Here is a 24,666-nt window from a genome sequence, read left to right on the forward strand (position 1 = left end):
TCTACGTTCGTAGCGCTCAGGTCGCAGGTGGTTCGAAGCTGCCGAGGAAACGCGGTGTATTACCTGTGACGTACTCGCCCATCGTGCGGTTGATGAGGTTTTCAACATTAAGGATCTTGGCGGGATCCTCGCTGATGAAACCAAAGGGTATCGGTACTGGGGACAACGCCGGCAAAATTAAATGGTAAACCACGACCGCGCATTTGCCGTGAATGACGATTGCCTCAAGCGGCGCCAGTTGCTCTGACTCAACAAAGCCACAAAGCAGCAGTCTGGCCTTATTGCAATCTGCTTTTGCGCGCTTGATCGCCGGCCAATCGTCACTGGCAGAAACCGGGATAAGCATTTTGGCGTCGAATACAAGTTTTCCATCATTCGCGCCTCCCTTGCTTTTTGTTTTTGATAAATCAGAAAACGCACTGCACATCTGCTCATGCCTGGCCGAGCGTCCCCAGAGCTCATGTGAAGCCGGAGCCATCCAGGACAGGCTGATCGGAGCAGCGTGGGATTCACTCTGAACTGCTTTCTGATGTTTGCGCAGCACGGAAAAAACTCTGTCCCAGTTTTGCTGCAGCTGTAGCGATCCAAAAAGTCGCAGCCCGGAAGACTCTCTAACCTGTGCAACGGCACTCGCGCTGTAGTACAGGGCAGAAAGGTCCAGACCATTTGAAGACACGAAGTCGTAGGCGTCCGAATCGCCCAGGATGTCGGCGAGCTGCAGAACCTGATCGAGGTTTTCTCTGCCCAGCATTCGGCTCAACTGCTCCGTACGCTGACGCATGTAGATCTCGTTTTCCCGCAGCCCTTCCTTCGCGACAAAGCGTACCAGCCGAGAGTCGGCATCAAGGCTGACGCGCTCTTCTATTTTCTCCCAACCGTCTCTTACTTTTTGCACACCCGCAACTTTGTAGAGCTCCGGCGGCCCAGCATCCTGCGACTGCCCACCCAGGTGTCCAGCCCGATGAATGTCGTAGATTTGCCGCATGAAGGCACCGACGGCCTTCGTACCTGACTCAGAGAGCGTATCGCTGGGTGCCTGCAATTCCAGGCACCTTTTAGAATCTGCATCCCCTAGACTTTTCCCCAGGCAAGTAAACGTTAGGAGATCAAACACGAACATCTGCTCGCGCTCTTCCTTGCGTTTCACAATCGGTGACTCATGGTTGCCTGCGAACAAGCTACGGCCCTTATCCGTCAACTCTATTCGTCCATCCGGGCGCGTTTTAAGCTCGCCCGTTTGTAGAAAAGGTGTGATTGCAAAACTCAGCTCTTGAGCTGTAAACCCAAAATAATTGCCGATTTCAGCTGGCAGCAGCGCTGAAATCTTGAGCAGTCGCAGAAGGAATTCCGGTACAACCGGTAACCCCCCTTTGTCAACAAGGGTGTACTCGATACGGAACTGTTGCGCAGGGACCACGACGTCCAGCTCGAATAGAACAACTGGGTTAAGCTCCATCAGACAACCCTCCTGGCCGGCGTCACTGGTTTGATGCAATAGTTGATCGTGTCCTGTTTCGTCTGGATAAAGCTGGCTACCTGACCTAATGGAAGCCTCGCGTTCCTACCGCTCCACATTTTCAAACTGCCTACGATGACCAACCGCTCCATCGCGCGTGACATCGCGACGTTGATACGATTCGGGGTCGCCAGGAAGCCAGGTGATTGATCCGCTTTGGCCCGGGTCAGTGAGACGATGATGATGTTGTTTTCTTTACCCTGATAACTGTCGACGGTCTCGATTTTTACGAGCTTGCGGAACTCCTCCGACCAGTTTTTCTCGGCAAACCTCTTTCTCACCAGTTTCCTCTGGTCGAGGTACATGCAGATGACCCCGATTGGGGGCTCTTGCGATTCGGCCATCTCCTTGGCCATGCCCGCACAAAATTCGGTGTCCTCTGCGATTTCTTCCAGCAGTCGGATGATAGCGTCCGCTTCAGCACTGTTGGACAGGCTCAGCGTGCCGCTGTCGTAGGCTTTTTTGCCTAACTCGCTGGTGTCGACCCAAGTGACCACATGTGACAGGCACTCGGGCACGTTTTGCGAAAAATAGGCAGGACTTGGTCTGTAGCCGTTCTCAAGGTCAATGTCGTAGAAGATCTCGTTAACTAGATCGCCAATCGCAGGGAGCATTCGATACTGCGTATTGAGCGTCGCCCGTGTGGCACGACCATACGGGGATTGGAACACTCGCTCGAAGTCGCTGCGCATGACCTGCTGGAATTCGGCTGAGCTCGTGGTGACACCCAGGGAACGGGCAATGGCTGCCTTATGTTCTTCCTCATACGTAGGGCGCAGCTGGTTGTGGTCGCCGACCAGCAGGACCCGAGAGCCCACCTGCATGGCGATCGCCAATTCACTCGGCGCCGATCGAGCAGCTTCGTCGATGATGACCCAGTCGAAGTGGGTTTCTGAAAGCTTGAGATGTTGCAGCCCAATACCCACGCACGTTCCGCAAACCAATGTCCTGGACCGCATCAGGAACTCATCATAATTGGCCCTGTTGCTCGACAGACGCTCAACGTACTCCTGAGAAAGCTGAATCAGGTCAAGGCAGTGTTTGAACTCTGGGGGCCTAACTCCATGAACGGTTTGGACATGGTCATAGACGCGCTCCAGTAATTCTTGGGGAGTGCTTTCGCCCTCAACCAGTTCGCCAAGAAACAAGGTGGCATTCAGATTCAGCTCGCCCATCAGAGAGGACTTCAGCGTCTGCAACGCCTTTCGATCTGCCCCGTTGCCCTTTTGTGCACGCTGAATTTCCTCGTCCAGCTTTTTCAACGACCGAACCAAGTGGAACACTCGCTGATTCACATCCACCATCGTCTGGACGAAAGCTTTGCCCAAACCCAACGACGAAGCCATGGAACCCACGCGTTCCTTCAACTCAGCGCTAAACCCATTTCTCTGACGGTCGACAATGTTGCGAGAATAAACGTCCAGGAGCTCCTCAGAAACAACATGGTCGCGGTTGCTGAAGCGTACAACGTTGAGCTCAGTGTCCAATCGACGGCAGTGCGCGCGGATCCGTTCTGCTGCAGTATTCACAGCCTCATGAGACTGGCTGACAAGAAGGATGTTTCGCACCCCGACCTTGCTGATCAGGTAATGGATGAAGGCCGCGATGAACTCAGTTTTACCTGTCCCTGGAGGTCCCTGCAAAAGGCCTACTGGCCCTGTAGTGATGAGCTGCGTGAACGCGGCGCGTTGGGCTTCGTTCAGCCCGATGACCGTACCACTCGCTGTGGTGCGTTCGTACACTGCAAAGTCCGCATCGGTAGGCTCTTCAGCATACCCCCTTGGTGCCAGCTTGCATTTCTCGTCGAAGTAATCCATCAAGTCAGGCAGCACTGACTGCCGGTTCAGGATCCGCTCCATCGCACCACGACGACGCGTCATTGATGTCTTGTTCTGCTGACTTTGGATGAACATCTGGGAGCCTGCCTGTACGCGTTTTGAACGACTGGAGGCAGGGACATAGACTGCATCACGCACGCTCATGCCCAGGTTGATCTCACCGATATCAATATCCTTCTCCCCGTCCCGGAGGATCAGTCGGATGTTGTCTCCCGCTTCAAACCCCTCAAGGGCCTTTGCATCCATGGCGTAGGGAATCAAAAGGCCTACGCCATCCTTGTGAAAGTGCGGCTCTTCGGAAACACGGAAAGAAGGCTGGGCCTCAAGCTCGGTGGAGGTGATGGTTTTCCATATTTGACTGACAGGGAAACTGCGCACCTTCACAGCTTCTAGCTGCGCCTCATCTATGGCAAGCCCGTTGTCCTCGTCCTCACCGGTAATCGAGTCCGCAACACTTTCACCGTCCTCAATCGCCGCTTGCTTACGCACTTCGGCGTCATGCACCTGTGCGGCTAAGCTTAGAAATGCCTCGTCTTTGGCCAGAAGCTTGGTCAGCTCATAGACATTGACGCTGGTACCGCCCGAGACGCTGAACCGAGCCTCTATGTGGTGGTTTGCCTGACGCGCCAGATAAGCCGGAACGCGCATCTCCTGATTGGCTTTGAACGCATTTACAAAATGCCTGGAAGCAGGATCGAACTCAGCCGTCAATTGCCCTCCGACACCTGCGAACGTCACCTCAAGGGCTTTGGTGGGGGCTCTTTGGTAGGGCTTCACGACAACAAATACTTTCCCGTTGTCCGGCAGGATCTCAAATGCCTCGCCACTTCTGTTGCGTAGAACGACAGAGACGGTTTCGATCGTTTTTGCAGGTGTGAAAGCGGCCTCCAAAGCGTCCTTAAAACGGTCCAAAGAAAGAAAGCCCGATTCTGTATCCATTTCGTGCGCAACGGCTGCTCTCAGGGCGGGAATATCCTTCTGCGACGGCGCGCCCCAGTCCATGTCCAGGAGCTCAAACACCATTCGCATCACAGCGAAGTTGTCTCGCTCTGCTGGTGTACAGTTTTCCAATACGGGGCTGTAGCGGGTGTTGACCGGTGATGTACCTGAAGCCGAGAAATCTGGACAGTCGAGCAGGTAGACCTGAGTGTTTTCAGGAGCCGAACCGACATTTACTTTAACGTTGTGTGGATGCAGATCGCCGTGACTCAATTGCTGGCCATGCAAACCATCAACTGCGTCGATTAGCCCATGGGCGACGGCGATACGGGTCTCAACCGACAACCCCTTCAGCTCATCCCAGTGCTCACCGTCGATATGCTCCTGAGCTAGGAATGGGTTACCGCTGCGATCGTAACCAAAGTGTTCAATTTTTGGCAAAAAGGCAAAACCGCTGCCCTTCAGTTGCTCCAGGACTTCGAAGAAAGCCATCAACATCGGCCCTTGACCGTCCTTGGGATCCCGGGCGTTGATTGACGGCCACGATTTCACGACCAAGGGGCCCGATCGGTAGATCAGTTTCTCAGCCGTGTCGGAGATAGGCTCATCGTCCTCCCGGTACGCGGAGCTCAGTCGTAGATCGGTAGAGAAAACGTCAAGTCGCCGGTTATCAAATTCAAAGCTTGCGGAGTTATCCGGTGTGGAGTCGCTCAATGCCTGCTGAAATGCGCTGGCGTCATCGAATCGCTCCTTCGGATCATTCTGCAACGCTTGTACGAGCACCTTGGCAGGCCAGTCTTCTGATGACTCAACCTGAGCTTGAACACCCGCAACGTAGGCGACGTCGAGCTTCAGAGGCATGGGCCTGGCCTGAAGCAGATGCCAACCCATCAGCCCGAGCGCGAAGACATCACGACGAAATGGCGTGCTGCCTTCCATCGCGGTGTTCTGGTCTTCAGGGAGCGCGATAGCACCGATGCTCAGCAAAGTACGCAAATCGCCGAGAGTACCTACAGGCTGATAGTAGGCGCTGATGAAGTTGGAAAGAGCGATCGATGACGATGGAGAGAACCACACGCTGTGGTCACCCAGATCACGGTGAGCAATTTTGAATCCATGCAGCCCAGCAAATTGAGCCAGAAGGATTTTAAAAAGCTGGACGCGCTCATGCGCAGGCATCCGCTCTACAAAACGGTTTATGAACTCGTTTAGACGGTAATGCCCGTCGGGCATTTCAAGCAACTCGGCATATTGCTCGGTGACACTGTCGGGGCTGGTATTACGCTTCGGGCGAGCGCAGCGATTCATCAATTCCTGATCTCGCCGCCGCAGGTAGACCATGACATCCCTCTCGCGCGAGAGGATTCGGTATCGTCCTTCAGCCGTTCGAGCACGGGTGTCATCGAGCTTCGAAAAGTCCCATAGACGGACCATCGCACGGTCATCCTTGTTGTGGATATTGACCGCGTCGTACTCTCGGTAGACGTCTGTTGGGTGCGTGAATACCGCTTGCGACTGCGCACGGTAGTCGTCAACAACAAGCTCTTTGGGCTTTACCGTTCCTTCATTGATGATGCCGTCGAAGAAGTCGAAATGCTCGTTCAAGCCGATATTCGAGCGCGCGTTGAATCGGTCTTTAAACCGCTTGGGATCGGCCATTTCCAGAAAGTCGTCCAGCACCATGACGTGCTGCATCTCGACCTCGGGAAGATTCAAAGTGCATTTTCCGGTGAGCACAACGCAGAAGTCGATCCAAGGCTCTTTCCCGCCAGGCAGCCGAGACTTGAGACCCTTGATTCGTTTCCTCAACTCATAGGTTTTCCTACGGGTTTTGTCTACCGGGGATACTTCTGTTTCTTTCCCGTCCTGGTGCCATTTACCGCCGTGGTTGGTGATCTCACCGCGCCAGTGCTTAAGTTCGACAACAAGAACGAGACTGTGGGTAACGATGACGAGGTCGAACTCCCCGTCTGCTCCCCGCGAGTTCGCGAAACGAAAACCTGCGTAGCCGCGCCAAGGCCATACGCCATGGCCTGCCTCAGGCTTCTTCAATTGTTTCAGAACGTCAAACGACTTTCCTTTCGTAGAGCCTGCCACCGGTTCCGGAGGAAGCTCTTTGGGCCCAAATGCTTTGGCCATCTTGTCGATAGCGTCGATCTCAAAAGAAAGGAGACCTCCTTCCCAATAGCGTACGTCCATGCAATCCCCGAAACGTTTTCATGATGGAATCAATCTGCCATACGTTAATGTAAATGGCGGCGCACTGAAATGTAAGATCGGGTGATTTAGCGATTTTGGGATCCGTTTTTTTGGGATCCGCCCAACCTACAGTCTTCGCTTTCTCGGACTCATTACCACCTAAAATTAGTGAAGCGAACCTAGTTCTTAACCGCAATTTTGGGAGAAACGATGACCTTCATTACGACTATAAGCGTTGGGGATTGCGTGATCGTCGCGGCGGATCGGGCCACATTTCACGTAAATGGGTCAGCATCTACCCGCTCGGATCAAGAGGTAAAAAAAATTCGTGAGACACCGGGAGGCTTCATCACGGGCAACGGTATCGCGGAGCTCTTAGAGCCTGTAAAAGATCGTTTCGTATCAGAGGATCCAAAAGACTTAGCCGCAATGATTCAGATCATAGAATCCGAGCAATCAGAATATCTTTTTAGGCAGGATTATTCGGATTTGGCTACAAAATGGGTTGCGCAGACTTCTTGGAAGCTGTCCATGGCTTGGCGCATGGATGATAGGACTAGCATCATTGCTGCGTCATATGACTACACGATCCGCTCGGTGATTGCCGCCAATGTTGGAGTGCCGTTCCTAACGTTCCCAAGCGACGTAACCTTAGATGAAAACGCACACGTGCGTCTCATGCTGGAGCGGGGCCAACTCACCTCCAGCGACGCGCCAAGCACGCTGGCCATGCTCTATCACAATGTTCATCTCATACTTGATGTAGTAGGCCTTCTCAGACGCCGTGGGCGTGCGATTTCCGAGCGCATCGATTTCGCAATCCACACAATGGAGAGTCGTCTTCAGTTCGATGATCTAGAGTTTTTGAGTTAAACCTATGGTGACATTCAGTCGGAATTCACCTACACGCTGATGCTGAATTTTCGAATTAGTTATAGTCTTTTCAAATAGAGGAAATCGCAGGTGCCGAGTAATGACGTTTTGTGGTTCAAACTCGACAAAGAATTAGTTGCAAGCTTTGCCGAGGCCGATCTCGTTGATTTCAACTGGGACGACTATGTGAAATATGACGAAGGTCAGGAGATCAAGCTCAAGGCCAGAAACGTTTCCTATGGATGGTCTGAAGTAGTTGTGTATTTCTGGCTGACTTCAGCCCCTGCCGATTTTAAAAGCGGCAAATCGATCAAAAACGCTCAGATCACCCGCTTATTTCTGTGTTTTTAGCCGCCGCGAGCACCTCGCGGCAGCCATTTCCCACATTACAGGCGCACCTCTCCTGCATTCGCCAGTAAATGTCGGCGCGCCATCCACAGGTTCGACAGCGCGAACAGCGTCACCAGTTGCGCCGTGTTCTTCGCCAGACCACGGAAGCGCACCTTCACATAACCGAACTGGCGCTTGATCACCCGGAACGGATGCTCGACCTTGGCTCGTACCTGAGCCTTGGCCTTCTCAATCTTGCGCGCGGCTTTGTACAAAGCACTGCGCTTATCAAGCTTCTTGTAAGTACTACGGCGGGCGGCGATCTGCCAGATGACCTCCCGGCCTTCATGTTCAGGGCGTTTCTCGACGCCGGTGTAACCCGCGTCGGCACCGACCATGTTCTCATCGCCGTGCAGCAGCTTATCGACCTGGGTGACATCGGCCACGTTGGCCGCCGTGCCCACCACGCTGTGCACCAAGCCCGACTCATCATCGACACCGATGTGCGCCTTCATGCCGAAGTAGTACTGGTTACCCTTCTTGGTCTGATGCATTTCCGGGTCGCGCTTACCGTCCTTGTTCTTGGTCGAACTCGGCGCATTGATCAGCGTGGCATCGACGATCGTGCCTTGGCGCAGCGACAGCCCTCGGTCGCCCAGATAGCCATTGATGACAGCCAAGATGCCGGCGGCTAGTTCGTGCTTCTCCAGCAAACGACGGAAGTTGAGGATGGTGGTTTCATCGGGGATACGCTCCAAGCTCAGCCCCGCGAACTGGCGCAGGATGGTGGTCTCGTACAGCGCCTCTTCCATCGCTGGATCGCTGTAACCGAACCAGTTTTGCATCAGGTGCACGCGCAGCATCGCCATCAGCGGATAGGCCGGACGACCGCCTTCACCCTTGGGATAATGCGGCTCGATCAAGGCAATCAAACCCTTCCACGGCACCACCCGATCCATCTCGATCAGGAACAACTCTTTGCGGGTTTGTTTGCGCTTACCGGCGTACTCGGCGTCAGCGAAGGTCATCTGCTTCATGGGGAAACTCAGCGGGTGGAATCCGGGTATTTTGCCAAAATCTGGAAGTCTTCTTCAGAGTTTCCCTATGAAATGAATGGGAAACAAGACTTCAAGGAATACTCAGAGATTCCTGCGCGGTTCGTACATTCGAAAGGAGACGCAATTGCCCTTTCACCGGGCGGCTGGCGGCCTCTAGCCTTCATTCCGAACGGCGCTGTGGTCCTTTTTGACAAAAATGCCTTTGGCACCGTCAAGAATCACATCGACAAAAAAGGAAATCCTCAGCCACACGCCATTCAGGTGGTGGTTGATCTCTTCCAAAACAGGGAAATCACTATCGACCCCAAGCCAATTCTGCTTGAGGGAAACAATCGGTTTGACAAGCGACTTCCGTCACTCGAAGAAATGCGCACAGAGCTTGGGTTCTTCACCACCAAGATGCAGGAACGTGCCCCGAACCTGACGATCAAGGCGACCGACGCTTCGCTTCCACAGTTGCACAAGGCGAGTGCCGTCTTTTTCCAAGGCCTAGAAGCAATTCTTGAGTTCATTGATACCGTTTACGGAAAATACGAGTCGGGCCATCACGTCCCGCAGAACCTAGAGGGTTTCAAAGCGATTATAAGCTTGGCCAAGGCTGCCAACGTACAGGGCTTTCATCTGATATTCGCGGCAATTGTCTTTAAAGCAGTAACCGGCGAGAGGCACAATCCCATCCTCAAGCTATTGAAATTCAATAAACCTAATTTCATCAGCGATGGTCACTCTTTCAATGGCGCTCTGGACATTTATTCCCTCATTCTGTTCCTGAGTGAAATCCGGAATCACGGGGACAACGTTTTCTTCGTCACTGCCGATAAGGACCTAATTCATCTATGGAACGATATGAATGCGTTCATGATGGTTAATGATGAACCCGGTGTTCTCCATTTCGACATGATGTATTTCCTCCCTGGTCTTGAGGGAGATGAGATCGGTGAGCTTGAGCAGCTTATGAATGGCTAACCATGAGCCTCGATACCTTTTTTGTTGTACTAAGCGTCCTGGGCCGCCCGGGATGCTGGTTTCAAAAAAACCTTCGCTACTCCGCCGACATTCTTCCTGACTCTCTGCTGAGCGGGGTGGTTGGATCCCTAACCCACCTGGCCAATGGAGTCCTCATCGTGTAACTGTTCCAGGTAGCATTTAAGGTTACCCGACACCTTTTCGAGAACACTTGGCAAGTAGGCCAGCAAATCTTCAAACGTCGAGTTTTCTGGGCCTCCGTGATAGTACCGACAATGGGCGAGAATGGCGTCGCGCTCCTCGGCGGGGAGCAGCACCATTGGATCTCGGTCGTTGTAATCGTGCAAATTCGTCAGGTGAATGAATGCACACCCGAATGTGTAAACGGAGCGCGTCCAACCTTGTAGGTGCTGAGCCAATTCGACCATCTCGCGATCGGTTACGCGACCTCGACCGCCAGGCTGAGTCCACAGCTGCCCATTCACCGATGCTTCAATCAAGCTCGCTCGCCTTGATGGCCCTTGATTCAGTAAGTAAACGACACGAACCATCGAGTCCAATTCTTGACGGAGAATGGCCATCATCTGACTCGAAATTTTCGCTGTGGCCAGAAGCTGCATGGCTCGTCGGTGATCACTCGAACGACTGAGTATTTGCCTGGTGAAAATGGCTAAAGCTTCCATTTGAAAATTCCAGTTTCAGATTGGTTTCAGGGCACTGTGGATTTTACGGCAATGAGAATCCCTCGACCGCTGACACCTCTAATCGCAGCGCACCATCCAAAGTTCGTCCAACTTGGTCGTATAAGATCGGCTCATCATTTCACGGCGCATCCCCCAGTCAGGTGATGCTGGAGCACTGGCAGCCCGCAGTGTGCCCCGGCCCCATCTTCCGTTGATATTGTCCAGGACCTGCATCAGCCGAACGCATTCTGCAGATTGCTTGGGGGCAAACAGGTCTTCGGTGAACTCACCTGGCTGCCTCAGATCCATCAAAAGCACCTCAGCTTTGCTGTAACGGAAGCCGGGACGAAAGATTTTAGCCACTGCGTCGGTAGCCATTCGCGTCATGAGCAGAGTGTCACATGTCGGGTAAGGCAGTTCTACCATCACTCCCTGGGCGTAATGGGCCTCGTCCGGGTTGAACATACCAGTGCGGATGCTCACCCGCATGCGCTTGCATAGCGATCCTTGGACTCGAAGCTTTTCTGCTGCGCGCCCAACGTAGGTGGCCACGGCCTGCTTGATCGGAGCTAGGTCTGTGAGACGATTCCCAAACATTCGACTACAGCAAATCTCTTGCTTTGGCGGCTCAACCTCTTCAACGTCCAAGCATGATATGCCCGCCAGTTCACGGGCGGTCTTCTCCACCACCACGCTGAATTTTTGCCGCAGCATCTTGGGATCAGCCCTTGCCAAGTCCATAGCCCTCAGGATGCCCATGGATTCCAGGTGAGCTGTCATTCGCCTACCAACTCCCCAGACTTCCCTAACCGCGGTGTTACGCAAAACCCAGTCTCGCTTGAAAGGATCACGGATATCCACAACGCCTCCAGTTTGAGCCTGCAAGCGCTTGGCGGTGTGGTTGGCCAACTTGGCAAGGGTTTTAGTGGATGCTATTCCAACACCTACCGGGATGCTCGTGCAGCGTAATACTCGGGACCGAAGATCACGGCCAAATGCCTCAAGGTTCCCGGGCATACCACCTATGCTTAGCCAGATTTCATCGATCGAGTACCGCTCACAGGAATCGACTGTTGATTCCAGAATGGTCATGACGCGTTCGGATATATCGCCATACAGGGCATAATTGCTGGAAAACGGCACGATTCCGTGCTGCCTCAGTTTGTCTCGAATCTGGAAATATGGTTCGCCCATTTTTACGAATGGTTTTGCATCGTAGGATCGAGCTATCACACACCCGTCGTTGTATCTGAATGACTCTAACAGTTAGTTTAGTGTAAGATATTGATTTATAAGTAAATTAACTCACTAACATTTTTTGATTATTTTCCTTCGTTCCTGATGGCGATACTCCTCGACTAAGCCTATTTCAGACGTGGCTTCGCAAAGCAGGGCGGCGGATCGCAATCGACGATAGCTTCACTGTATACTTTTGGCTCCGCATACCCCTTGAGCTACAGGAACACCAGCATGACTGTACTCCAAACGCTCTACTGGCAGCCTACGCCGCCTTAGCGCTACGCCCCCTCGCAACACCTCGCCTCCGCCAGTTTCGCTCGCGGCTGCGTACTGCTGTATGCCCGGTTCTTACACCCAAAGCGCACAGCAAAATAATCCTCACAATTTGAATTCGTATCGACGCGCTCGCCATTTTCCTGGCATGCGTGCGGTGCATTGCTTTGGATATTCTGATGCTACAAACACTCAAACAAACGTGGTTTTCCAACGTCCGTGGCGACGTGCTCGCGGGGATCGTCGTCGCACTTGCGCTGATCCCTGAAGCCATCGCTTTCTCTATCATTGCGGGCGTCGACCCCAAAGTTGGTCTCTACGCCTCATTCTGTATCGCCGTGGTGATCGCCTTTGTCGGTGGCCGCCCAGGCATGATTTCAGCCGCGACAGGGGCCATGGCACTGCTGATGGTGACCCTGGTCAAGAACCATGGTCTTGAATATCTGCTGGCCGCCACGCTGCTGTGTGGCGTGTTGCAAATTGGTGCTGGCTACCTGAAGCTCGGCTCGCTGATGCGCTTCGTTTCGCGCTCGGTGGTGACCGGCTTCGTCAATGCACTGGCGATCCTGATTTTCATGGCTCAGCTGCCGGAGCTGACCAATGTCACCTGGCACGTCTACGCCATGACAGCCGCAGGCCTCGGCATCATCTACCTATTTCCCTATGTCCCCAGGATCGGCAAGCTCATCCCATCGCCACTGGTATGCATCATCGTGCTGACCGCCGTCGCCATGTCGGTTGGGCTGGATATCCGCACGGTCGGTGATATGGGGGAACTGCCGGATACGCTGCCGATCTTCCTCTGGCCTGACGTGCCGCTGACTTTCGAGACGCTGGCCATCATCTTCCCTTATTCGGCAGCACTGGCCGTGGTCGGTCTGTTGGAGTCGATGATGACCGCGACCATTGTCGACGACCTGACCGACACCTCCAGTGACAAGAACCGCGAGTGCAAGGGTCAGGGCGTGGCCAACATTGCTTCGGGTCTAATCGGCGGTATGGCCGGTTGCGCGATGATTGGTCAGTCGATCATCAACGTTAAATCCGGCGGTCGTTCTCGTCTGTCCTCCCTGGCCGCAGGCGTATTCCTGCTACTGATGGTGGTATTCCTCGGCGATTGGCTGAAGCAGATCCCAATGGCTGCCCTGGTAGCCGTAATGATCATGGTATCCATCGGCACCTTCAGTTGGGATTCGCTGCGCAACCTGAAGAAGCACCCGTTGTCGACCAACATCGTCATGGTCGTCACTGTGGTGGTAGTGGTGGCGACTCATAACCTGGCCTTCGGCGTGTTGGCCGGCGTGCTGCTGGCCGCGATGTTCTTCGCCAACAAGGTTGGCCATTACATGCATATCAGTTCCTCGCTGGACGAAGCCGGCGAGCATCGTAGCTACGACGTTACCGGCCAGGTGTTCTTCAGCTCGGCGGACAAGTTCGTCGCTGCCTTTGACTTCAAGGAAGCGCTGGGCAAGGTAACCATCGACCTGAATCGTGCCCACTTCTGGGATATCACCGCCGTTGCAGCCCTGGACAAGGTAGTCATTAAGTTCCGCCGTGAAGGCACTGAAGTCGAAGTGCTGGGCCTCAACGAGGCCAGCGCCACTATCGTGGATCGCTTTGGCGTTCACGATAAACCCGACGCCATTGATCAACTCATGGGCCACTAAGAAGGAGAACAACGATGACCCACGTAATTGCCTGTATCGACGGTTCCACCTCGGCTTCAGCTGTGTGCGACTACGCGGCCTGGGCCAGTCTAAGCCTGGAAGCCCCGCTGACCTTCCTGCATGTGCTTGATCAGCGCCAGTACCCGGTTACGGCCGATCTGAGTGGCAATATCGGCCTTGGCAGCCGCGAGCATCTGCTCGATGAGCTTGCTTCCCTGGATGAACAGCGCGGCAAGTTGGCCCTGGAGCAGGGGCGGATCATGTTAGCGGCCGCGAAAGAGCGGGCCATGAAGGATGGTGTCGCCGCCCCTGAGTCCAAGCAACGCCATGGCGATCTGCTGGAAAGCCTGCAAGAGCTGCAAACCGAAACGCGCCTGCTGGTCATCGGTCGCCAGGGCGAGTCTAGTGGCGGTCTGAGCCAGCATGTTGGAAGCCAGCTGGAGAGCGTGATTCGTATCATGCACCGGCCAATCCTAGTCACCCCGGCCAACTTCCAAAAGCCGCAGAGCGCGATGCTGGCATTCGATGGCGGCGCTACTACCCGCAAGGGTGTGGAGATGCTGGCAGCCAGCCCGCTGCTGAAGGGGTTGCCGATCCACCTGGTCATGGTTGGCCCCGTAAGCGATGAAGCGTCCGCACAGCTGGACTGGGCGCAGAAAGTGCTGATCAATGCCGGATTCAGTGTTCGTGCCGAGACCCGCAACGGCGAGATAGAGCCTACCCTGCACGCCTATCAGAAAGAGCACGGCATCGACCTGCTGGTGATGGGGGCCTACGGTCATTCGCGCATCCGTCAGTTTCTGGTCGGCAGCACCACGACCAGCATGCTGCGCACCACCACTGGCCCACTGTTGCTGCTGCGCTAACGGCCATGGACGACGCCCTCGATCTTGCCCATTTCAAGACCCTACTGGAACAGCGGGCTGCCGAGCTGGATCGGTTGCTGGAAGACGCTGAGTCTCGCTCGCAATCGGTGGAGCTGGATCAAAGCAAGGTAGGGCGTCTGTCGAGGATGGACGCACTCCAGCAGCAAGCGATGAACGATGCCATCCGTAGTCGGGCGCAGCATGAACGCGTCCGCCTCCAGCTGGCCCTCAAGCGTTGGCACGAGGGCGAGTATGGCTGGTGTAACCAATGCGGCGAGTTGATCGCCTCGGGCCGCTTGGAATTCGATCCGGCCACGCCGCTGTGCATCACCTGTGCCAGCCGCGTCGAGTCGGGTTGAAACCCATGACAGCTCGTGGCGTCAGCTCCGATTAACGAGGTTCCGAATGTATTTGTTGGCAAAAAACTGGCTGGGCCGAACACGGAAAACAAGCGCCTGGATTTGGGCACTGCTGTGCCTTGTATTGCTTACTGTATTCCAAGTCCGCACCCATCACCTTGATGATCGTTTGTACTTCTGGATCAAGACCAACTGGCACACTGACGATTGGCAGGAGCGCTCTGTGTGGCTGCCTGGCTATCGGGTTGAGCTGGATGCTAAGACGGTTCCTGGTGTGGACAACAATCTTTCGGGTCTGACCTTTGACCCTGACCTAAACCTGCTGTGGGCGGTCACCAACGGCCCAAACGAACTATTGGCCCTTAGTCGTGACGGTGATGTTGAAAGGCGCTATAGCCTGGACGGTTTCCACGATGTGGAGGCGGTGTCCTATGCCGGCAACGGCCAGCTGGTAATCGTCGAAGAGCGCCGGCAGAGCCTGGTTGTCGTGGATGTCCCCATCGCCGAAGACGGTAAACTTTCTCCTGATCGACCATTGAGCCGAGACCAGTATCCAGTGCTGACCCTGGCGCTTGGCAAGGAAGACAACAAAGGCCTTGAAGGGCTCGCCTACGACCTGAAAGGCGACCGCCTGTTTGTGACCAAGGAGCGAGATCCTCGCCAATTGCTGGAAGTGAGCGGCCTTCGTGCCAGCCTGGCCGGAGGCTTTTCCCTGCACGTGCGTGACCTGTCCAGCCTGGTAAAAGACAAGGTGTTTGCGACTGACCTGTCTTCAGTCGTCTTCGATCAACAGAGCGGCCATCTGATATTGCTCAGCGACGAGTCGAAACTGCTGATTGAAATGACTGATGAAGGCAAGGTGGTGAGTTTCCGCTCCCTGGCGAGAGGTTTTGCTGGTTTGCTCAAAGGCATACCCCAGGCCGAAGGCGTAACCATCGACGATGAAGGCTATTTGTACGTGGTCAGCGAGCCGAACCTGTTCTATCGCTTTACTCAGGAGTCAGATTAACCGGTCAATAAACTACAGTCGGGCGTGATCGTGGCGCTTGAAGTGTTGGTCTACGATTTTTGCCGAATTCAGTGGGCTCCCCATCAGGGCCTAGTTGGGCCCTGGTTTCAGAGGGAGTGCGGTGACCTTACCGTTGGCAACCGCCTTCAGCTGAATCATCTCGAATATTAGTCGCTGGTTAACCGAAGCCAGCCGAGCTACCTCCGCTAAAAGCTGATCATTCTCTGCACGGAGCAACCTGTTCTTTTCTTTCTCGCTCATCAACGCTTGATGCTTAGAGTCTCGCTGGGCTCGCACCGACTTGCCAGCGATGTTGCGAATCCTTTCCGCTATGCTTGGGTAAGTGTTATGGATGAGTCCCGGAGTCACACCTGCGGCACGGGCAACGGATGTGATGGAAAGCTTTTCGTCACCAGCAATGAGATCGTCGACGACCTTGTTGAGCGCGGCGAGTGTCTTCGACCTGGAGCGAATAGGAGAGTCAGGGCCCACCGCCTGTCTAGTCATTTGCCGCCTCCTCCATTTCCTCAACTGGAGAAAGGCCAAGGCTGGTAATTACATCTAGTGCAACCTGCAAGTCGCGTTCTGCGCGCTGCCTAACAGCCGGGCCTGCATCCTCAATTTTTATCAGCTCTCGCTGTTGAATGTAGATGTCCTGCCAAGTGCTGGCGAAGACTTCATCGATCACCGAATTTTTGCACCCTGGACACCGTGTGGCTTCGTATAGACCAGCACCTCCGCAGCCCCGCTCTGTGGCGATGCACCAGCCGTGTCCAGTCGCACGAATGTTGGCATGTGGGGCGGTCTGGGCAAGCAAAGCAGCTCTATCCTTGATTGGAATTGCCCGCAATTCCACAATCTTTTCGCCAGCGCCCCCTGCCAGTGGCTGATCATCGAGCCATGATTCGATCAGGTCAATTTTAAACTCTGTCATCTGCTGGAAGATCTCATCAAAGAGAGTCAGGTCTTGCTGCGGATTGGATGCATAGAGTTGGGTCATACTCATGCTGCTGTGTTTGAACTGCCATTTGAGGTAGATCAATGAAGTGCGGCCCATACGGGATTCTACAAAGCATCTTGCATATGTTCGCCTGCATTGATGCGTCCTCAACGGCCAATCGCTTCCAGCGGCTTTAGCTATACGGTCAAACGCAGCATTGGATGCTTGCCCGCTGAGAGCCTCAACATGATGGCTTTCCTGAACTTTTCCTCCTTGTGTGTTTCGTCCCAAAAATAGTTTATTCGCGTCTTTTCGGGCTTTTTCGAGCCTAAGGAGATGTTCAGTTGAATACGAAAAATCCCGATTGCTTGCAAGCTGTCTAATCTCTTCATCCAGCTCTTTTCTGATGGGTACTGAATATTTTGCCAAAAGACTTAAAGCTTCAATCGTCAGTTCTGGCACAAGATATTCGACCTGGCCTTTACCTGTCTTGTGCTCGATTGTGGTCACCCAGCAAAAATTAATCCCATTTCTTAACTCTTTGCGCCAAGCGCCAACTTCAATTCCAATTGCCTCGTCATTGCGCATGCCGCTAGTGATTGAAACTATATACAGAACAGCATCTCTGCAACGAATTGCCATCCGTTCATCACTAGGATGATATCCAATACCATTGGCTGCCAATTCGGCCTTCATCTCCCGGACAATGCTTTCGCAATAGTTGAAAATCCTAGATTGTTCATCATGAGGAATGATATCTGTTCGCCCGACGTTTTTAGTGGCAGCACCCAATCCTTTTACATTCGCGACCCCACAAATCCGCCACAATGTCGAATTACCCCAAGGATAACTCTGAATGGGAAACATCGTGTCGGCAGAAAACACCCAAAGAAAATCAATAACCCGTAATCGCCCATACAGCGGGAGAGGCCTTAACTTCAATTCATATTTGCAATGATGAACGTAATTGCTGACATGGATCGGACGGACATCTGCAAAGCTTGAAACTCCTAGATTGTTTAACCAGCGAACAAAAGGCATCACGCTGACGACGGCGAAAGTAGTAATGCCCCGTGCGATAGGAGGTTTGGATCTAGGCATTCCTCTTTTAAACCAAGCATAAGCAACAGCTTTGCAGTCATCAATAAGCTCCCGAGGCATGCCCATATCCCAGTTGATGAATTTATAAGAATGAGCAACATTGGCCTGATCAAAAAACGGGCGAAGATCCCACTGTGCATCGCCAAACCTGCTAAGAATGAAGGTTTCTCCATCTTCATTAACGATAGCGCTGATCACGATTGCATCCCGCTCTGCGGGACTTAGGCCATTCGCTGAAACTGGCTGTGCGATGAGGACATCATATGCCTTTAACACCGCATTCGAGGTTCTTATGCTCAAATTTCGCCGCCCAATTTTTTCTTCATGAACTCGATTTTTTTAGCCCAGAACAAGTGCGGAGATGACTCAGCTTGAGCCCTTGCTTGCGAAACCAATGCAAGATCAAACTTCTGGGTGAAATCATCTATCAATCGAATATAGTCAAACTGACGCTTGCGCCATGCGCCCCACTCGTCCGTGAGAAAGTATTCGACTTCTGCATACAAGAATTGTTGGTAGCTGAACAGCCGGTATAAGTCCTCCAAGGTGCCTACAATTGCATAGCTAGGGCAACCGAGGCAGTGGATGAATTCAGAACAATGATTGACGCCATCCTTTGGTGCCAGACTACCGTAAAGGCTATCTTTGCAGCCGCCTGGTGGGGTTGGTATAACGTTTATGCCACGTAGTTTGTCCGGAAAAGCCTCCCCAACAAATGTCGCCCCGTCGACCTTGATCTCATCGTTGATTTTCAAATAGTGATTATCGGCGACACCAGGGGTATGACCCATAACGGAGGAAACTTCTATAATGTCGCCACCACTCAGTTTCCACAAACGGCTTTCCATAGTCTTTCGCAGCCGACTAAGCGTGACATTTAGCCGATTGCCTTGATCATCCTGAAGCGCATGACGCTCACAAATGCTTTTTGCCGTGACATGTAAAGCACCGGGTGTAAGGGTAACGATGTCGTTCGAGCGGCCAGGCTGGCCCGAGCGATATAACCACACACATGAAGATATTTCATCAGGTGCCAGTGCTACGAGTGGCTTAGAAATCTCCAGCGCCTTATTGAGGACTGCCACCCCATCCAGGGGAATAGCACTGTACTCATCTAGCAGATTAGTCTGACGGATTGTTTTGCTCTGTGCGCCTTTACCTCGACGTTTGACGGTAGTAATCAACCTGAGATTAGGAATAAATGGGTGAGGCTGTAGGGCATCCCTCTTCATCTCCAAGAGCGGCGTAGTATTGATTCCAGACCTTGCCGCAGTAATTAGTAGCAATACAGCCATCGCCTCCGCGCCATTTCCAAGGAATGCACCCTTATGGATGGCAATAAGATCTGACTTCAAAGCGCCAATCAGCCTTTGCATTTCACCCAAGGTGAGCGGATCTGCATCTTTAGTGCTCTGCGCATTATTAGGAAATGGATTGAGGGGCAAAAGATCGTCAAGATTGACTTCAATAAATCCATATTCAGCCAAAACAACAACTAACGACTTGAAGCTAGTATAGTAATTCTTGGCTGTCGAGCCGTTAGGGTATTTTAGCCTCAGCCAAGAGACGTATCGCTCCAAGTGGCGTTTGGTAAGACTGTTTGGCGTTGCAGGTGGCGACTTGACCGAACCTCCACTCAAGAAATTTATAAAAAATCTCAGCCCGTTCGTAGAGTAACCAATCAAGGTCGTCACTGAGAAGTTTCCTCCTTGTAGCAAAGCTTTGATAACGTGAAGACTTTGAATTGCCCAAGCGTCGAAGCCCAAGCCTAAATATTTCGTATGATCGAGTTGCCTGTGGTTTCTCGGATTTCTCGGCAGGTCAATCTTGATATCATCTTCGACAGCCTCGAATCCTTTTGTAACCGACCGCATAACCGCCTTGTAGCTTTTTTGCCGAGCCAATGGTGCTACCTCAGATACGCGAAACCGAATCAGTCATAAACATCATGTCAATTTCGTCCTCGTGAGCAAGGACGGATTGGGCTTCAAGCTGGTTTATGAGATGCAAATAGATCATAGTTGTTTGCACATCTGAATGCCCCAGCCTATCTCGGACATACAACAATGGCTCACCTTCAAACTCTTTGCTTTTTCGAAGAGCAAGCAAGGTATAAGTCCCATAGGTGTGGCGTAGCATGTGGGCCCGAACATAGAAACCGCACTTTCTTTCATAGGACTTCATAACGTCCACTACGGAATCTTTTGAATAATGCCTGCCTTCATTAGTCAGCAGCAGCGCGGTAACACGTCCATCACCATTGGACTTACGAACCTCTCGTTGGTGAAGGGAGTAAGACCACATGCTCTCCATCAACGACCATGGCACGTCGATAGTTCTAGGTCGGTCGTACTTGATATGCATGTCTGAAGGATCAAGAGCAACACTGATCATTTGCCCTGGGCGCAGTCCCTTCTTCAACCTGGGGTTGAACACATATTTGAGAGGAAAAGACCTCGCTTCACAGGAGCGAAGGCCGGTACGCACCATGAGGTGGAACAATATCTGGTGGCTTGGATCGGTATCCAGGGCAAGGCATACCTTGACTTGATCCTTGGTCAGGAATTTGGTCAAGCGCTTTCGGTCGCGAACCATCACCGAAACTTTCGTGCTCTCGGCTCCGGGCCGAGCGATATGACTGAGAAGACCGGAATGTTGGGCAGCTCTTACCCTTTTCTCACCGAAGGGCAGCACAGTTATCAGGTTGCGCTGCTTAGCCCATCGGTAGAACCTCACGATCAAGGCCAGACGATTGTTCACCGTGCCGGGATCAAGTGCTAATTCTCCGCTCGACCAATCCCTGTACCTCGACAGAGCACTCAGACCGTGAGCCGGGCTTTCCTCGTCCCAGCCCAATCCATTGGCTTCCAGAAAGGCAAAGTAATCGTACAGACGCCGTCCATAGGCTTCCCAAGTCAAATCGCTTAGGGCCTCACCTGACTCGATAAGCGTGTGCCAAAGGAAGGATTGAGCTGGCTCGACTGGCCATCCCTCTGACCCAATCAGCAACGGAAAGCCTTCAAAGGATCGACCTGCTAATGCTAGGTCTTTTGTTGCGAATACCAGCCTCATGCCGCTGCCCTAAAACACTTCCAATGGATTGCCTTATGAAGCCTGGAAACTGCTGTTCCAGAGGGGTTCAGAAGGTGGCGCGGACTCTACAGGATTTACTAACGATTCCCACCCCTCAGATCGTTGTTACTGAGTACTACGATTGGGGTCTTGGCCAGATCTGGTCTAAAGACGCGCTCACAGCTCGCATAAAATGAGTTGCAATCGACCAGCGCAAACACTTTTTCACTGTGCATGATCGCGCACACTGAAGCGGACCAATCCCCAAACTAGAAAGTCGTCACCTTCGAGAATGTATCTGGCGGGATAAGCTGGGTTTTCCGACTTGAGGATTACGACTCCGTCCCGGCGATGCAGCCGCTTGCATACCGGCTCATTGTTCACTGCGGCAATGATGATATCGCCATGCTCCGCGTCACGCCCTTGATCCACGATGACGACGTCACCCGAGAAAATACCGGCGCCCTGCATGCTGTCGCCTTCCACTTTGACCAAATAGACGTGGGGGGCTCGCAGATCGAACAGCTCATCAAGAGAGATAATTTTCTCTAAGTGATCGGATGCCGGGGATGGAAAGCCGGCCGGCACGCGAAAGGAGTAAGAAGGAACCAATGTAGCGCCGCCAGTCGGCGCGCCTAAGAAGGTGATGGTCATAATGTGAAGCCTAGGGAAAACTGTATATACATACAGTTAACCCTCGATTCATCGGCCGGTCAATCCCGGCAAATGGCAATTCCGCCGGGTGGAATCAAGTTTTTCTGCGGCCTCGCGGCTCTATAGGTAGGACATTTGAGGGAGGAAATTGCCGCTCCAGATCGGCAATGCCAGGCGACTAGCTGCATGCGCGCTGTCATCTCAAAGCTTTTTCGGCCCGCGCGGATCCAACGAAATTAAATTTGACGCAGGCAACTGCCGCTCAAGCTCAGCGATACGGTCATATAACTCAATGATTTTCGCATCCGCTTCGCTCAATAAACTTGCGAGTTGGTCACGCTGCCGGGCTACTTGCTCCATCCGATCACGCAGGGCGCGGCTTTTCTGGCGGGCGAGAAGATTCACCTTGTTCAACGAAGGAGGTCGCTCCTCCGCATGCTGTTCCACGTAGGTTTTTATCTCTGCGATGAGACTCGGGAAACGAGATTTCTTAAGCGCCGACGGATCGCTCCCGGCCTCTTTGGCCACGTTGTTCTGAGTGACCGGTGTTCCCTTTGGTAGAAGCTGTGGCCTATTGAGTTTCAGGCGCTCAAAAGCATCACGATATTGATCAGCCGCGCTGCGGCGAACAGGGAGCTCAACGTCCATTTGCGCTCCCTACGACACGACGGTAGCTCTGTACGCTTCGCTGTTGAGCCATCAAGGATTCCATTAGCGGGCTCCCATCCTGAGCCGTAGCAAGCCGTTCTTTGAGCACATGTTCAAGATCATCTACCGCGTCCAATCGTTCTGAGTCATACAACACATCAGGGCAAGGTTTTGCATCCTCTGAATCACCACCCCCGCAATGGGCAATGTTATCAATTCCGCCGTACGGACAAGGCTCGCGACTCGAACAAACGCCAAGAATTATCGGGCGACAGGCGATCGCGCCTTTCTTTGCCAAACCAATCATCTTTTTCGCATCCTCTGGCGAAATCAGCCGAACGATCTCAGACTTTCGTTTGTCTCCATGGGGACTCACAAAACGCTCACTGGTAAGCTGCTGTAACTCTCTTCCAAGCGTCTCGTACATTGTGCGAACGTACAGAGTGTGAGCTTTCTCCTCCAGACGCACCCGCGAGTGATTTTGTCCGTAGTAAAGGCTCATCGCTCGAGTGACATGCTTGAGCTGGTACTGGAGCGAAGCATCACTTACGAGCCCGGAAGCTTGCATGTTCACTGCCCCAGTTCTACGCAACTGATGCCAAGCCAATGGCCATACAGCGCCCACTTGATACTCCTCCGGCAACGAAGGGGTAGCTAGCCGGGCCAATTTCAAATCCTCAGGCGTGATACGCAAACGTTCTAAGTCAAAGAGCTTCCCGTACTGCCCCACAAGCTCGGAATATGGCGGAATGCCCGGTCTCAGTGTGTGATTAACTTTATTGCGCAATGGGGTCCAGGGCTCGTAAGAAAAATCGGTGAAGTAACGACCGGCGAGAACTCTCGCGGCTTCAGGAGGTGCGTGTAGTGAGCGAAACAGAGAAATAACCTCCATCGCCTTCACTGCGACCGCCACAGATGGCGATGTGACCCACAGGGCATCGCTATCGGAAAGCGTTTTTGTCGTATGCCCACGTAACAAAAAAATGTCACCGAAGCTCTTGTCGTGCTCGACGTCAAGGCACCCAGCTCGAAGATTCCATGCTTCCTCGACCCGCATGAGACTGAAGTTAAGGATGTAAGCCAATCCCGCGCGAGTGACCAGTTTCAGATAGCTAGTCAGCGCTCTTAGTGGCAAGTCGCCACTCCGACCCACCCAACGTTCTAGTAGCTCAAAGATGCCGAAGCGTTTCGCGGTATCTGCAAACGCGCCGAGAAAACGAAGCCCCGTTTTAGAGGCTGATAAATGCGTTGTATGGCCGCTAAAAGGCGGCGCGTTTTCACACCCCGTTCTCTCCGAAACCCTTTGGTTATGTTCGTAAGCCGCGAAGCAGAACCGGTAACAAGCTTCAACCTGTTCTCGATGGGATAGGAAGTCATCAAGGCACTCTCGCAGCCTAGTAACTTGATAGCGCCAAATACGTGGAGGAATGTAAGGTGTTTGAGCTGTATGGTGAGTTGGAAAAAGCGCAGCCAGACGGGTTAAGGAGCCTGAATCCAGCAGCGTAAAGCCTACGGTACTACGGGACGCGTAAAGCTCATGCATTAAAGTAAGAAACTCGGTCTTTCTGCGCATTCCACGCCATCCGGCCACCCAGTCCACCAACATCCGGCCACCCGTTCCACGCTCATCCGGCCAGGCAGTCGGAGCGCAGCGACGCAGGTTTGCATTGTTAGTCTGAAGTCCCTGTCGTCGTCAATTTCGTTGCGCGTCTGCGCATCGATTCGCCCTTCAGTTCGATCCGATAAGCGTTGTGCACCAGCCGGTCGAGGATCGCGTCGCCCAAGGTCGGATCGCCGATCAGTGCATGCCATTTGTCCACGGGCATCTGGCTGGTGACCAGCGTCGAGCGGTTGCCGTAGCGGTCGTCCAATAGCTCAAGCATGTCGCGCCGTTGCGGTGCGGTAAACGGCGCCAGGCCCCAGTCGTCCAGGATCAGCAAGTCGGTCTTGGCATAGCCCGCCATCAGTTTCGCGAATCGACCGTCTCCGTGGGCCAGGCCCAGTTCCTCCATCAGGCGCGGCAGACGCAAGTAGCGCACGCTGTAGCCGTCACGGCAGGCCTTGTGGGCCAGCGCGCAGGCGAGCCAGGTTTTGCCTACACCGGTCGGGCCGCCGATGATCAGGTTCAAGCCATCGCGCAGCCATTGGCCGCTGCCCAGTTGCAGGATCAGGGACTTGTCCAGGCCGCGTGGGCTGCGGTAATCGATGTCTTCCAGGCAAGCGTTGTGGCGCAGTCGTGCCAGTTTCAGCCGGCTGCTCAGACGCGTGTTTTCACGTTCGGTCAGCTCGCGGTCGATCATCAGGCCGAGGCGTTCGTCGAAGCTCAGATCATTGATATCGGGCGTGGCGTGTTGCTCGCTCAGCGCCTTGATCATGCCGTGCAGGCGCAGGGTTTGCAGCTTGTCGAGTGTCGGATTGGGCAGCATTTTGGTGCTC

At 53.4% G+C, this 24,666-nt stretch carries 19 protein-coding genes and 2 pseudogenes; 7 read left to right on the forward strand and 14 right to left on the reverse strand.

Annotated features, from left to right (window positions below; translation table 11 throughout):
- Positions 1 to 16: 16 nt before the first annotated feature.
- A complete protein-coding gene (locus tag AC3I0A_RS28910) occupies positions 17 to 1,456 on the reverse strand; it encodes a hypothetical protein (protein ID WP_010466328.1) in 1,440 nt (479 codons plus the stop codon).
- The gene (locus tag AC3I0A_RS28915; protein ID WP_489378672.1) at positions 1,456 to 6,492 is read right to left on the reverse strand and encodes an AAA domain-containing protein; all 5,037 of its coding nucleotides are present in this window, start codon (positions 6,490 to 6,492) and stop codon (positions 1,456 to 1,458) included. The genes AC3I0A_RS28910 and AC3I0A_RS28915 overlap by 1 nt, the downstream gene beginning before the upstream one ends.
- 210 nt (positions 6,493 to 6,702) lie before the next feature.
- On the opposite strand from AC3I0A_RS28915, the gene AC3I0A_RS28920 reads away from it, so the two are divergent.
- Positions 6,703 to 7,365, forward strand: a complete 663-nt coding sequence (locus AC3I0A_RS28920) for a hypothetical protein (protein WP_010466326.1) — start codon at positions 6,703 to 6,705, stop codon at positions 7,363 to 7,365.
- Positions 7,366 to 7,455: 90 nt separating this feature from the next.
- Positions 7,456 to 7,716 carry a hypothetical protein gene (locus AC3I0A_RS28925; RefSeq protein WP_489378673.1) on the forward strand — a complete coding sequence of 87 codons (261 nt, stop codon included), beginning with the start codon at positions 7,456 to 7,458 and terminating at the stop codon, positions 7,714 to 7,716.
- Positions 7,717 to 7,751: 35 nt separating this feature from the next.
- Here AC3I0A_RS28925 and AC3I0A_RS28930 read toward each other — a convergent pair whose 3' ends face one another.
- Positions 7,752 to 8,732 (reverse strand): IS5-like element ISPre1 family transposase, encoded by a 981-nt coding sequence (locus AC3I0A_RS28930; protein ID WP_011077862.1) that lies wholly within the window; start codon positions 8,730 to 8,732, stop codon positions 7,752 to 7,754.
- 15 nt (positions 8,733 to 8,747) lie between these two features.
- Here AC3I0A_RS28930 and AC3I0A_RS28935 point away from each other — a divergent pair, with 15 nt between their 5' ends.
- Positions 8,748 to 9,719 (forward strand): hypothetical protein, encoded by a 972-nt coding sequence (locus tag AC3I0A_RS28935; RefSeq protein WP_489378675.1) that lies wholly within the window; start codon positions 8,748 to 8,750, stop codon positions 9,717 to 9,719.
- A 128-nt stretch (positions 9,720 to 9,847) separates the two neighbouring features.
- Here AC3I0A_RS28935 and AC3I0A_RS28940 read toward each other — a convergent pair whose 3' ends face one another.
- Both AC3I0A_RS28940 and AC3I0A_RS28945 read right to left on the reverse strand, forming a co-directional pair.
- Positions 9,848 to 10,402 (reverse strand): hypothetical protein, encoded by a 555-nt coding sequence (locus tag AC3I0A_RS28940; RefSeq protein WP_010466323.1) that lies wholly within the window; start codon positions 10,400 to 10,402, stop codon positions 9,848 to 9,850.
- Positions 10,403 to 10,480: 78 nt separating this feature from the next.
- Positions 10,481 to 11,647, reverse strand: a pseudogene (locus tag AC3I0A_RS28945) (Y-family DNA polymerase); the annotation flags it as partial.
- A 446-nt stretch (positions 11,648 to 12,093) separates the two neighbouring features.
- Between AC3I0A_RS28945 and AC3I0A_RS28950 the strand changes: the two are divergent.
- From AC3I0A_RS28950 to AC3I0A_RS28965, 4 genes are read left to right on the forward strand one after another with little or no spacing between them, the layout of a single operon-like run.
- Positions 12,094 to 13,581 carry a SulP family inorganic anion transporter gene (locus tag AC3I0A_RS28950; protein ID WP_019436569.1) on the forward strand — a complete coding sequence of 496 codons (1,488 nt, stop codon included), beginning with the start codon at positions 12,094 to 12,096 and terminating at the stop codon, positions 13,579 to 13,581.
- Positions 13,582 to 13,595: 14 nt separating this feature from the next.
- The gene (locus AC3I0A_RS28955) at positions 13,596 to 14,447 is read left to right on the forward strand and encodes a universal stress protein (protein ID WP_019436568.1); all 852 of its coding nucleotides are present in this window, start codon (positions 13,596 to 13,598) and stop codon (positions 14,445 to 14,447) included.
- A gap of 5 nt (positions 14,448 to 14,452) precedes the next feature.
- Entirely contained in the window at positions 14,453 to 14,806 is a 354-nt protein-coding gene (locus AC3I0A_RS28960; protein ID WP_019436567.1) for a TraR/DksA family transcriptional regulator, read from the forward strand.
- 46 nt (positions 14,807 to 14,852) lie between these two features.
- The gene (locus tag AC3I0A_RS28965; RefSeq protein ID WP_019436566.1) at positions 14,853 to 15,815 is read left to right on the forward strand and encodes an SdiA-regulated domain-containing protein; all 963 of its coding nucleotides are present in this window, start codon (positions 14,853 to 14,855) and stop codon (positions 15,813 to 15,815) included.
- A gap of 90 nt (positions 15,816 to 15,905) precedes the next feature.
- On the opposite strand, the gene AC3I0A_RS28970 is transcribed toward AC3I0A_RS28965, so the two are convergent.
- The 9 genes and pseudogenes from AC3I0A_RS28970 to istB all read right to left on the reverse strand — a co-directional run bounded on the left by AC3I0A_RS28970 (position 15,906) and on the right by istB (position 24,656).
- Complete coding sequence (locus AC3I0A_RS28970) at positions 15,906 to 16,322, reverse strand: hypothetical protein (RefSeq protein ID WP_019436565.1); 417 nt, start codon at positions 16,320 to 16,322, stop codon at positions 15,906 to 15,908.
- Positions 16,315 to 18,054, reverse strand: coding sequence for a tyrosine-type recombinase/integrase (locus AC3I0A_RS28975; protein WP_230395974.1), 1,740 nt, complete (start codon positions 18,052 to 18,054; stop codon positions 16,315 to 16,317). Before AC3I0A_RS28975 ends, AC3I0A_RS28970 begins: the two co-directional genes overlap by 8 nt.
- 98 nt (positions 18,055 to 18,152) lie before the next feature.
- The gene (locus tag AC3I0A_RS28980; protein WP_019436562.1) at positions 18,153 to 19,730 is read right to left on the reverse strand and encodes a hypothetical protein; all 1,578 of its coding nucleotides are present in this window, start codon (positions 19,728 to 19,730) and stop codon (positions 18,153 to 18,155) included.
- Positions 19,731 to 19,770: 40 nt separating this feature from the next.
- Positions 19,771 to 20,928, reverse strand: a complete 1,158-nt coding sequence (locus AC3I0A_RS28985) for a tyrosine-type recombinase/integrase (protein WP_019436561.1) — start codon at positions 20,926 to 20,928, stop codon at positions 19,771 to 19,773.
- A 119-nt stretch (positions 20,929 to 21,047) separates the two neighbouring features.
- Positions 21,048 to 21,164 (reverse strand): annotated as a pseudogene (locus AC3I0A_RS28990) (Y-family DNA polymerase); the annotation flags it as partial.
- Complete coding sequence (locus tag AC3I0A_RS28995) at positions 21,154 to 21,582, reverse strand: LexA family protein (RefSeq protein WP_407005075.1); 429 nt, start codon at positions 21,580 to 21,582, stop codon at positions 21,154 to 21,156. The pseudogene AC3I0A_RS28990 and the gene AC3I0A_RS28995, both read right to left, overlap by 11 nt.
- Positions 21,583 to 21,783: 201 nt before the next feature.
- Positions 21,784 to 22,230: a hypothetical protein gene (locus AC3I0A_RS29000; protein WP_407005076.1), complete on the reverse strand. Its 447-nt coding sequence runs from the start codon at positions 22,228 to 22,230 to the stop codon at positions 21,784 to 21,786.
- Positions 22,220 to 23,803, reverse strand: coding sequence for a hypothetical protein (locus tag AC3I0A_RS29005; RefSeq protein ID WP_489378678.1), 1,584 nt, complete (start codon positions 23,801 to 23,803; stop codon positions 22,220 to 22,222). The genes AC3I0A_RS29000 and AC3I0A_RS29005 overlap by 11 nt, the downstream gene beginning before the upstream one ends.
- Positions 23,804 to 23,900: 97 nt before the next feature.
- The gene (gene istB / locus AC3I0A_RS29010; RefSeq protein WP_011077977.1) at positions 23,901 to 24,656 is read right to left on the reverse strand and encodes an IS21-like element ISPre4 family helper ATPase IstB; all 756 of its coding nucleotides are present in this window, start codon (positions 24,654 to 24,656) and stop codon (positions 23,901 to 23,903) included.
- Positions 24,657 to 24,666: the final 10 nt, after the last annotated feature.

Source organism: Pseudomonas sp. KH_024_B2 (genome assembly GCF_057839965.1).

What these genes read in the sequence shown, in the direction of transcription:
- AC3I0A_RS28980 (WP_019436562.1), bottom strand. Translation starts at nt 19,730, where the DNA reads ATGCGGTCGGTTACAAAAGGATTCGAGGCTGTCGAAGATGATATCAAG.
- AC3I0A_RS28985 (WP_019436561.1), bottom strand. Translation starts at nt 20,928, where the DNA reads ATGAGGCTGGTATTCGCAACAAAAGACCTAGCATTAGCAGGTCGATCC.
- AC3I0A_RS28965 (WP_019436566.1), top strand. Translation starts at nt 14,853, where the DNA reads ATGTATTTGTTGGCAAAAAACTGGCTGGGCCGAACACGGAAAACAAGC.
- AC3I0A_RS28950 (WP_019436569.1), top strand. Translation starts at nt 12,094, where the DNA reads ATGCTACAAACACTCAAACAAACGTGGTTTTCCAACGTCCGTGGCGAC.
- istB (WP_011077977.1), bottom strand. Translation starts at nt 24,656, where the DNA reads ATGCTGCCCAATCCGACACTCGACAAGCTGCAAACCCTGCGCCTGCAC.
- AC3I0A_RS28915 (WP_489378672.1), bottom strand. Translation starts at nt 6,492, where the DNA reads ATGGACGTACGCTATTGGGAAGGAGGTCTCCTTTCTTTTGAGATCGAC.
- AC3I0A_RS28955 (WP_019436568.1), top strand. Translation starts at nt 13,596, where the DNA reads ATGACCCACGTAATTGCCTGTATCGACGGTTCCACCTCGGCTTCAGCT.
- AC3I0A_RS28930 (WP_011077862.1), bottom strand. Translation starts at nt 8,732, where the DNA reads ATGAAGCAGATGACCTTCGCTGACGCCGAGTACGCCGGTAAGCGCAAA.
- AC3I0A_RS28920 (WP_010466326.1), top strand. Translation starts at nt 6,703, where the DNA reads ATGACCTTCATTACGACTATAAGCGTTGGGGATTGCGTGATCGTCGCG.
- AC3I0A_RS28910 (WP_010466328.1), bottom strand. Translation starts at nt 1,456, where the DNA reads ATGGAGCTTAACCCAGTTGTTCTATTCGAGCTGGACGTCGTGGTCCCT.
- AC3I0A_RS29000 (WP_407005076.1), bottom strand. Translation starts at nt 22,230, where the DNA reads ATGGACGTTGAGCTCCCTGTTCGCCGCAGCGCGGCTGATCAATATCGT.
- AC3I0A_RS28960 (WP_019436567.1), top strand. Translation starts at nt 14,453, where the DNA reads ATGGACGACGCCCTCGATCTTGCCCATTTCAAGACCCTACTGGAACAG.
- AC3I0A_RS28995 (WP_407005075.1), bottom strand. Translation starts at nt 21,582, where the DNA reads ATGACCATCACCTTCTTAGGCGCGCCGACTGGCGGCGCTACATTGGTT.
- AC3I0A_RS28940 (WP_010466323.1), bottom strand. Translation starts at nt 10,402, where the DNA reads ATGGAAGCTTTAGCCATTTTCACCAGGCAAATACTCAGTCGTTCGAGT.
- AC3I0A_RS29005 (WP_489378678.1), bottom strand. Translation starts at nt 23,803, where the DNA reads ATGCGCAGAAAGACCGAGTTTCTTACTTTAATGCATGAGCTTTACGCG.
- AC3I0A_RS28970 (WP_019436565.1), bottom strand. Translation starts at nt 16,322, where the DNA reads ATGACTAGACAGGCGGTGGGCCCTGACTCTCCTATTCGCTCCAGGTCG.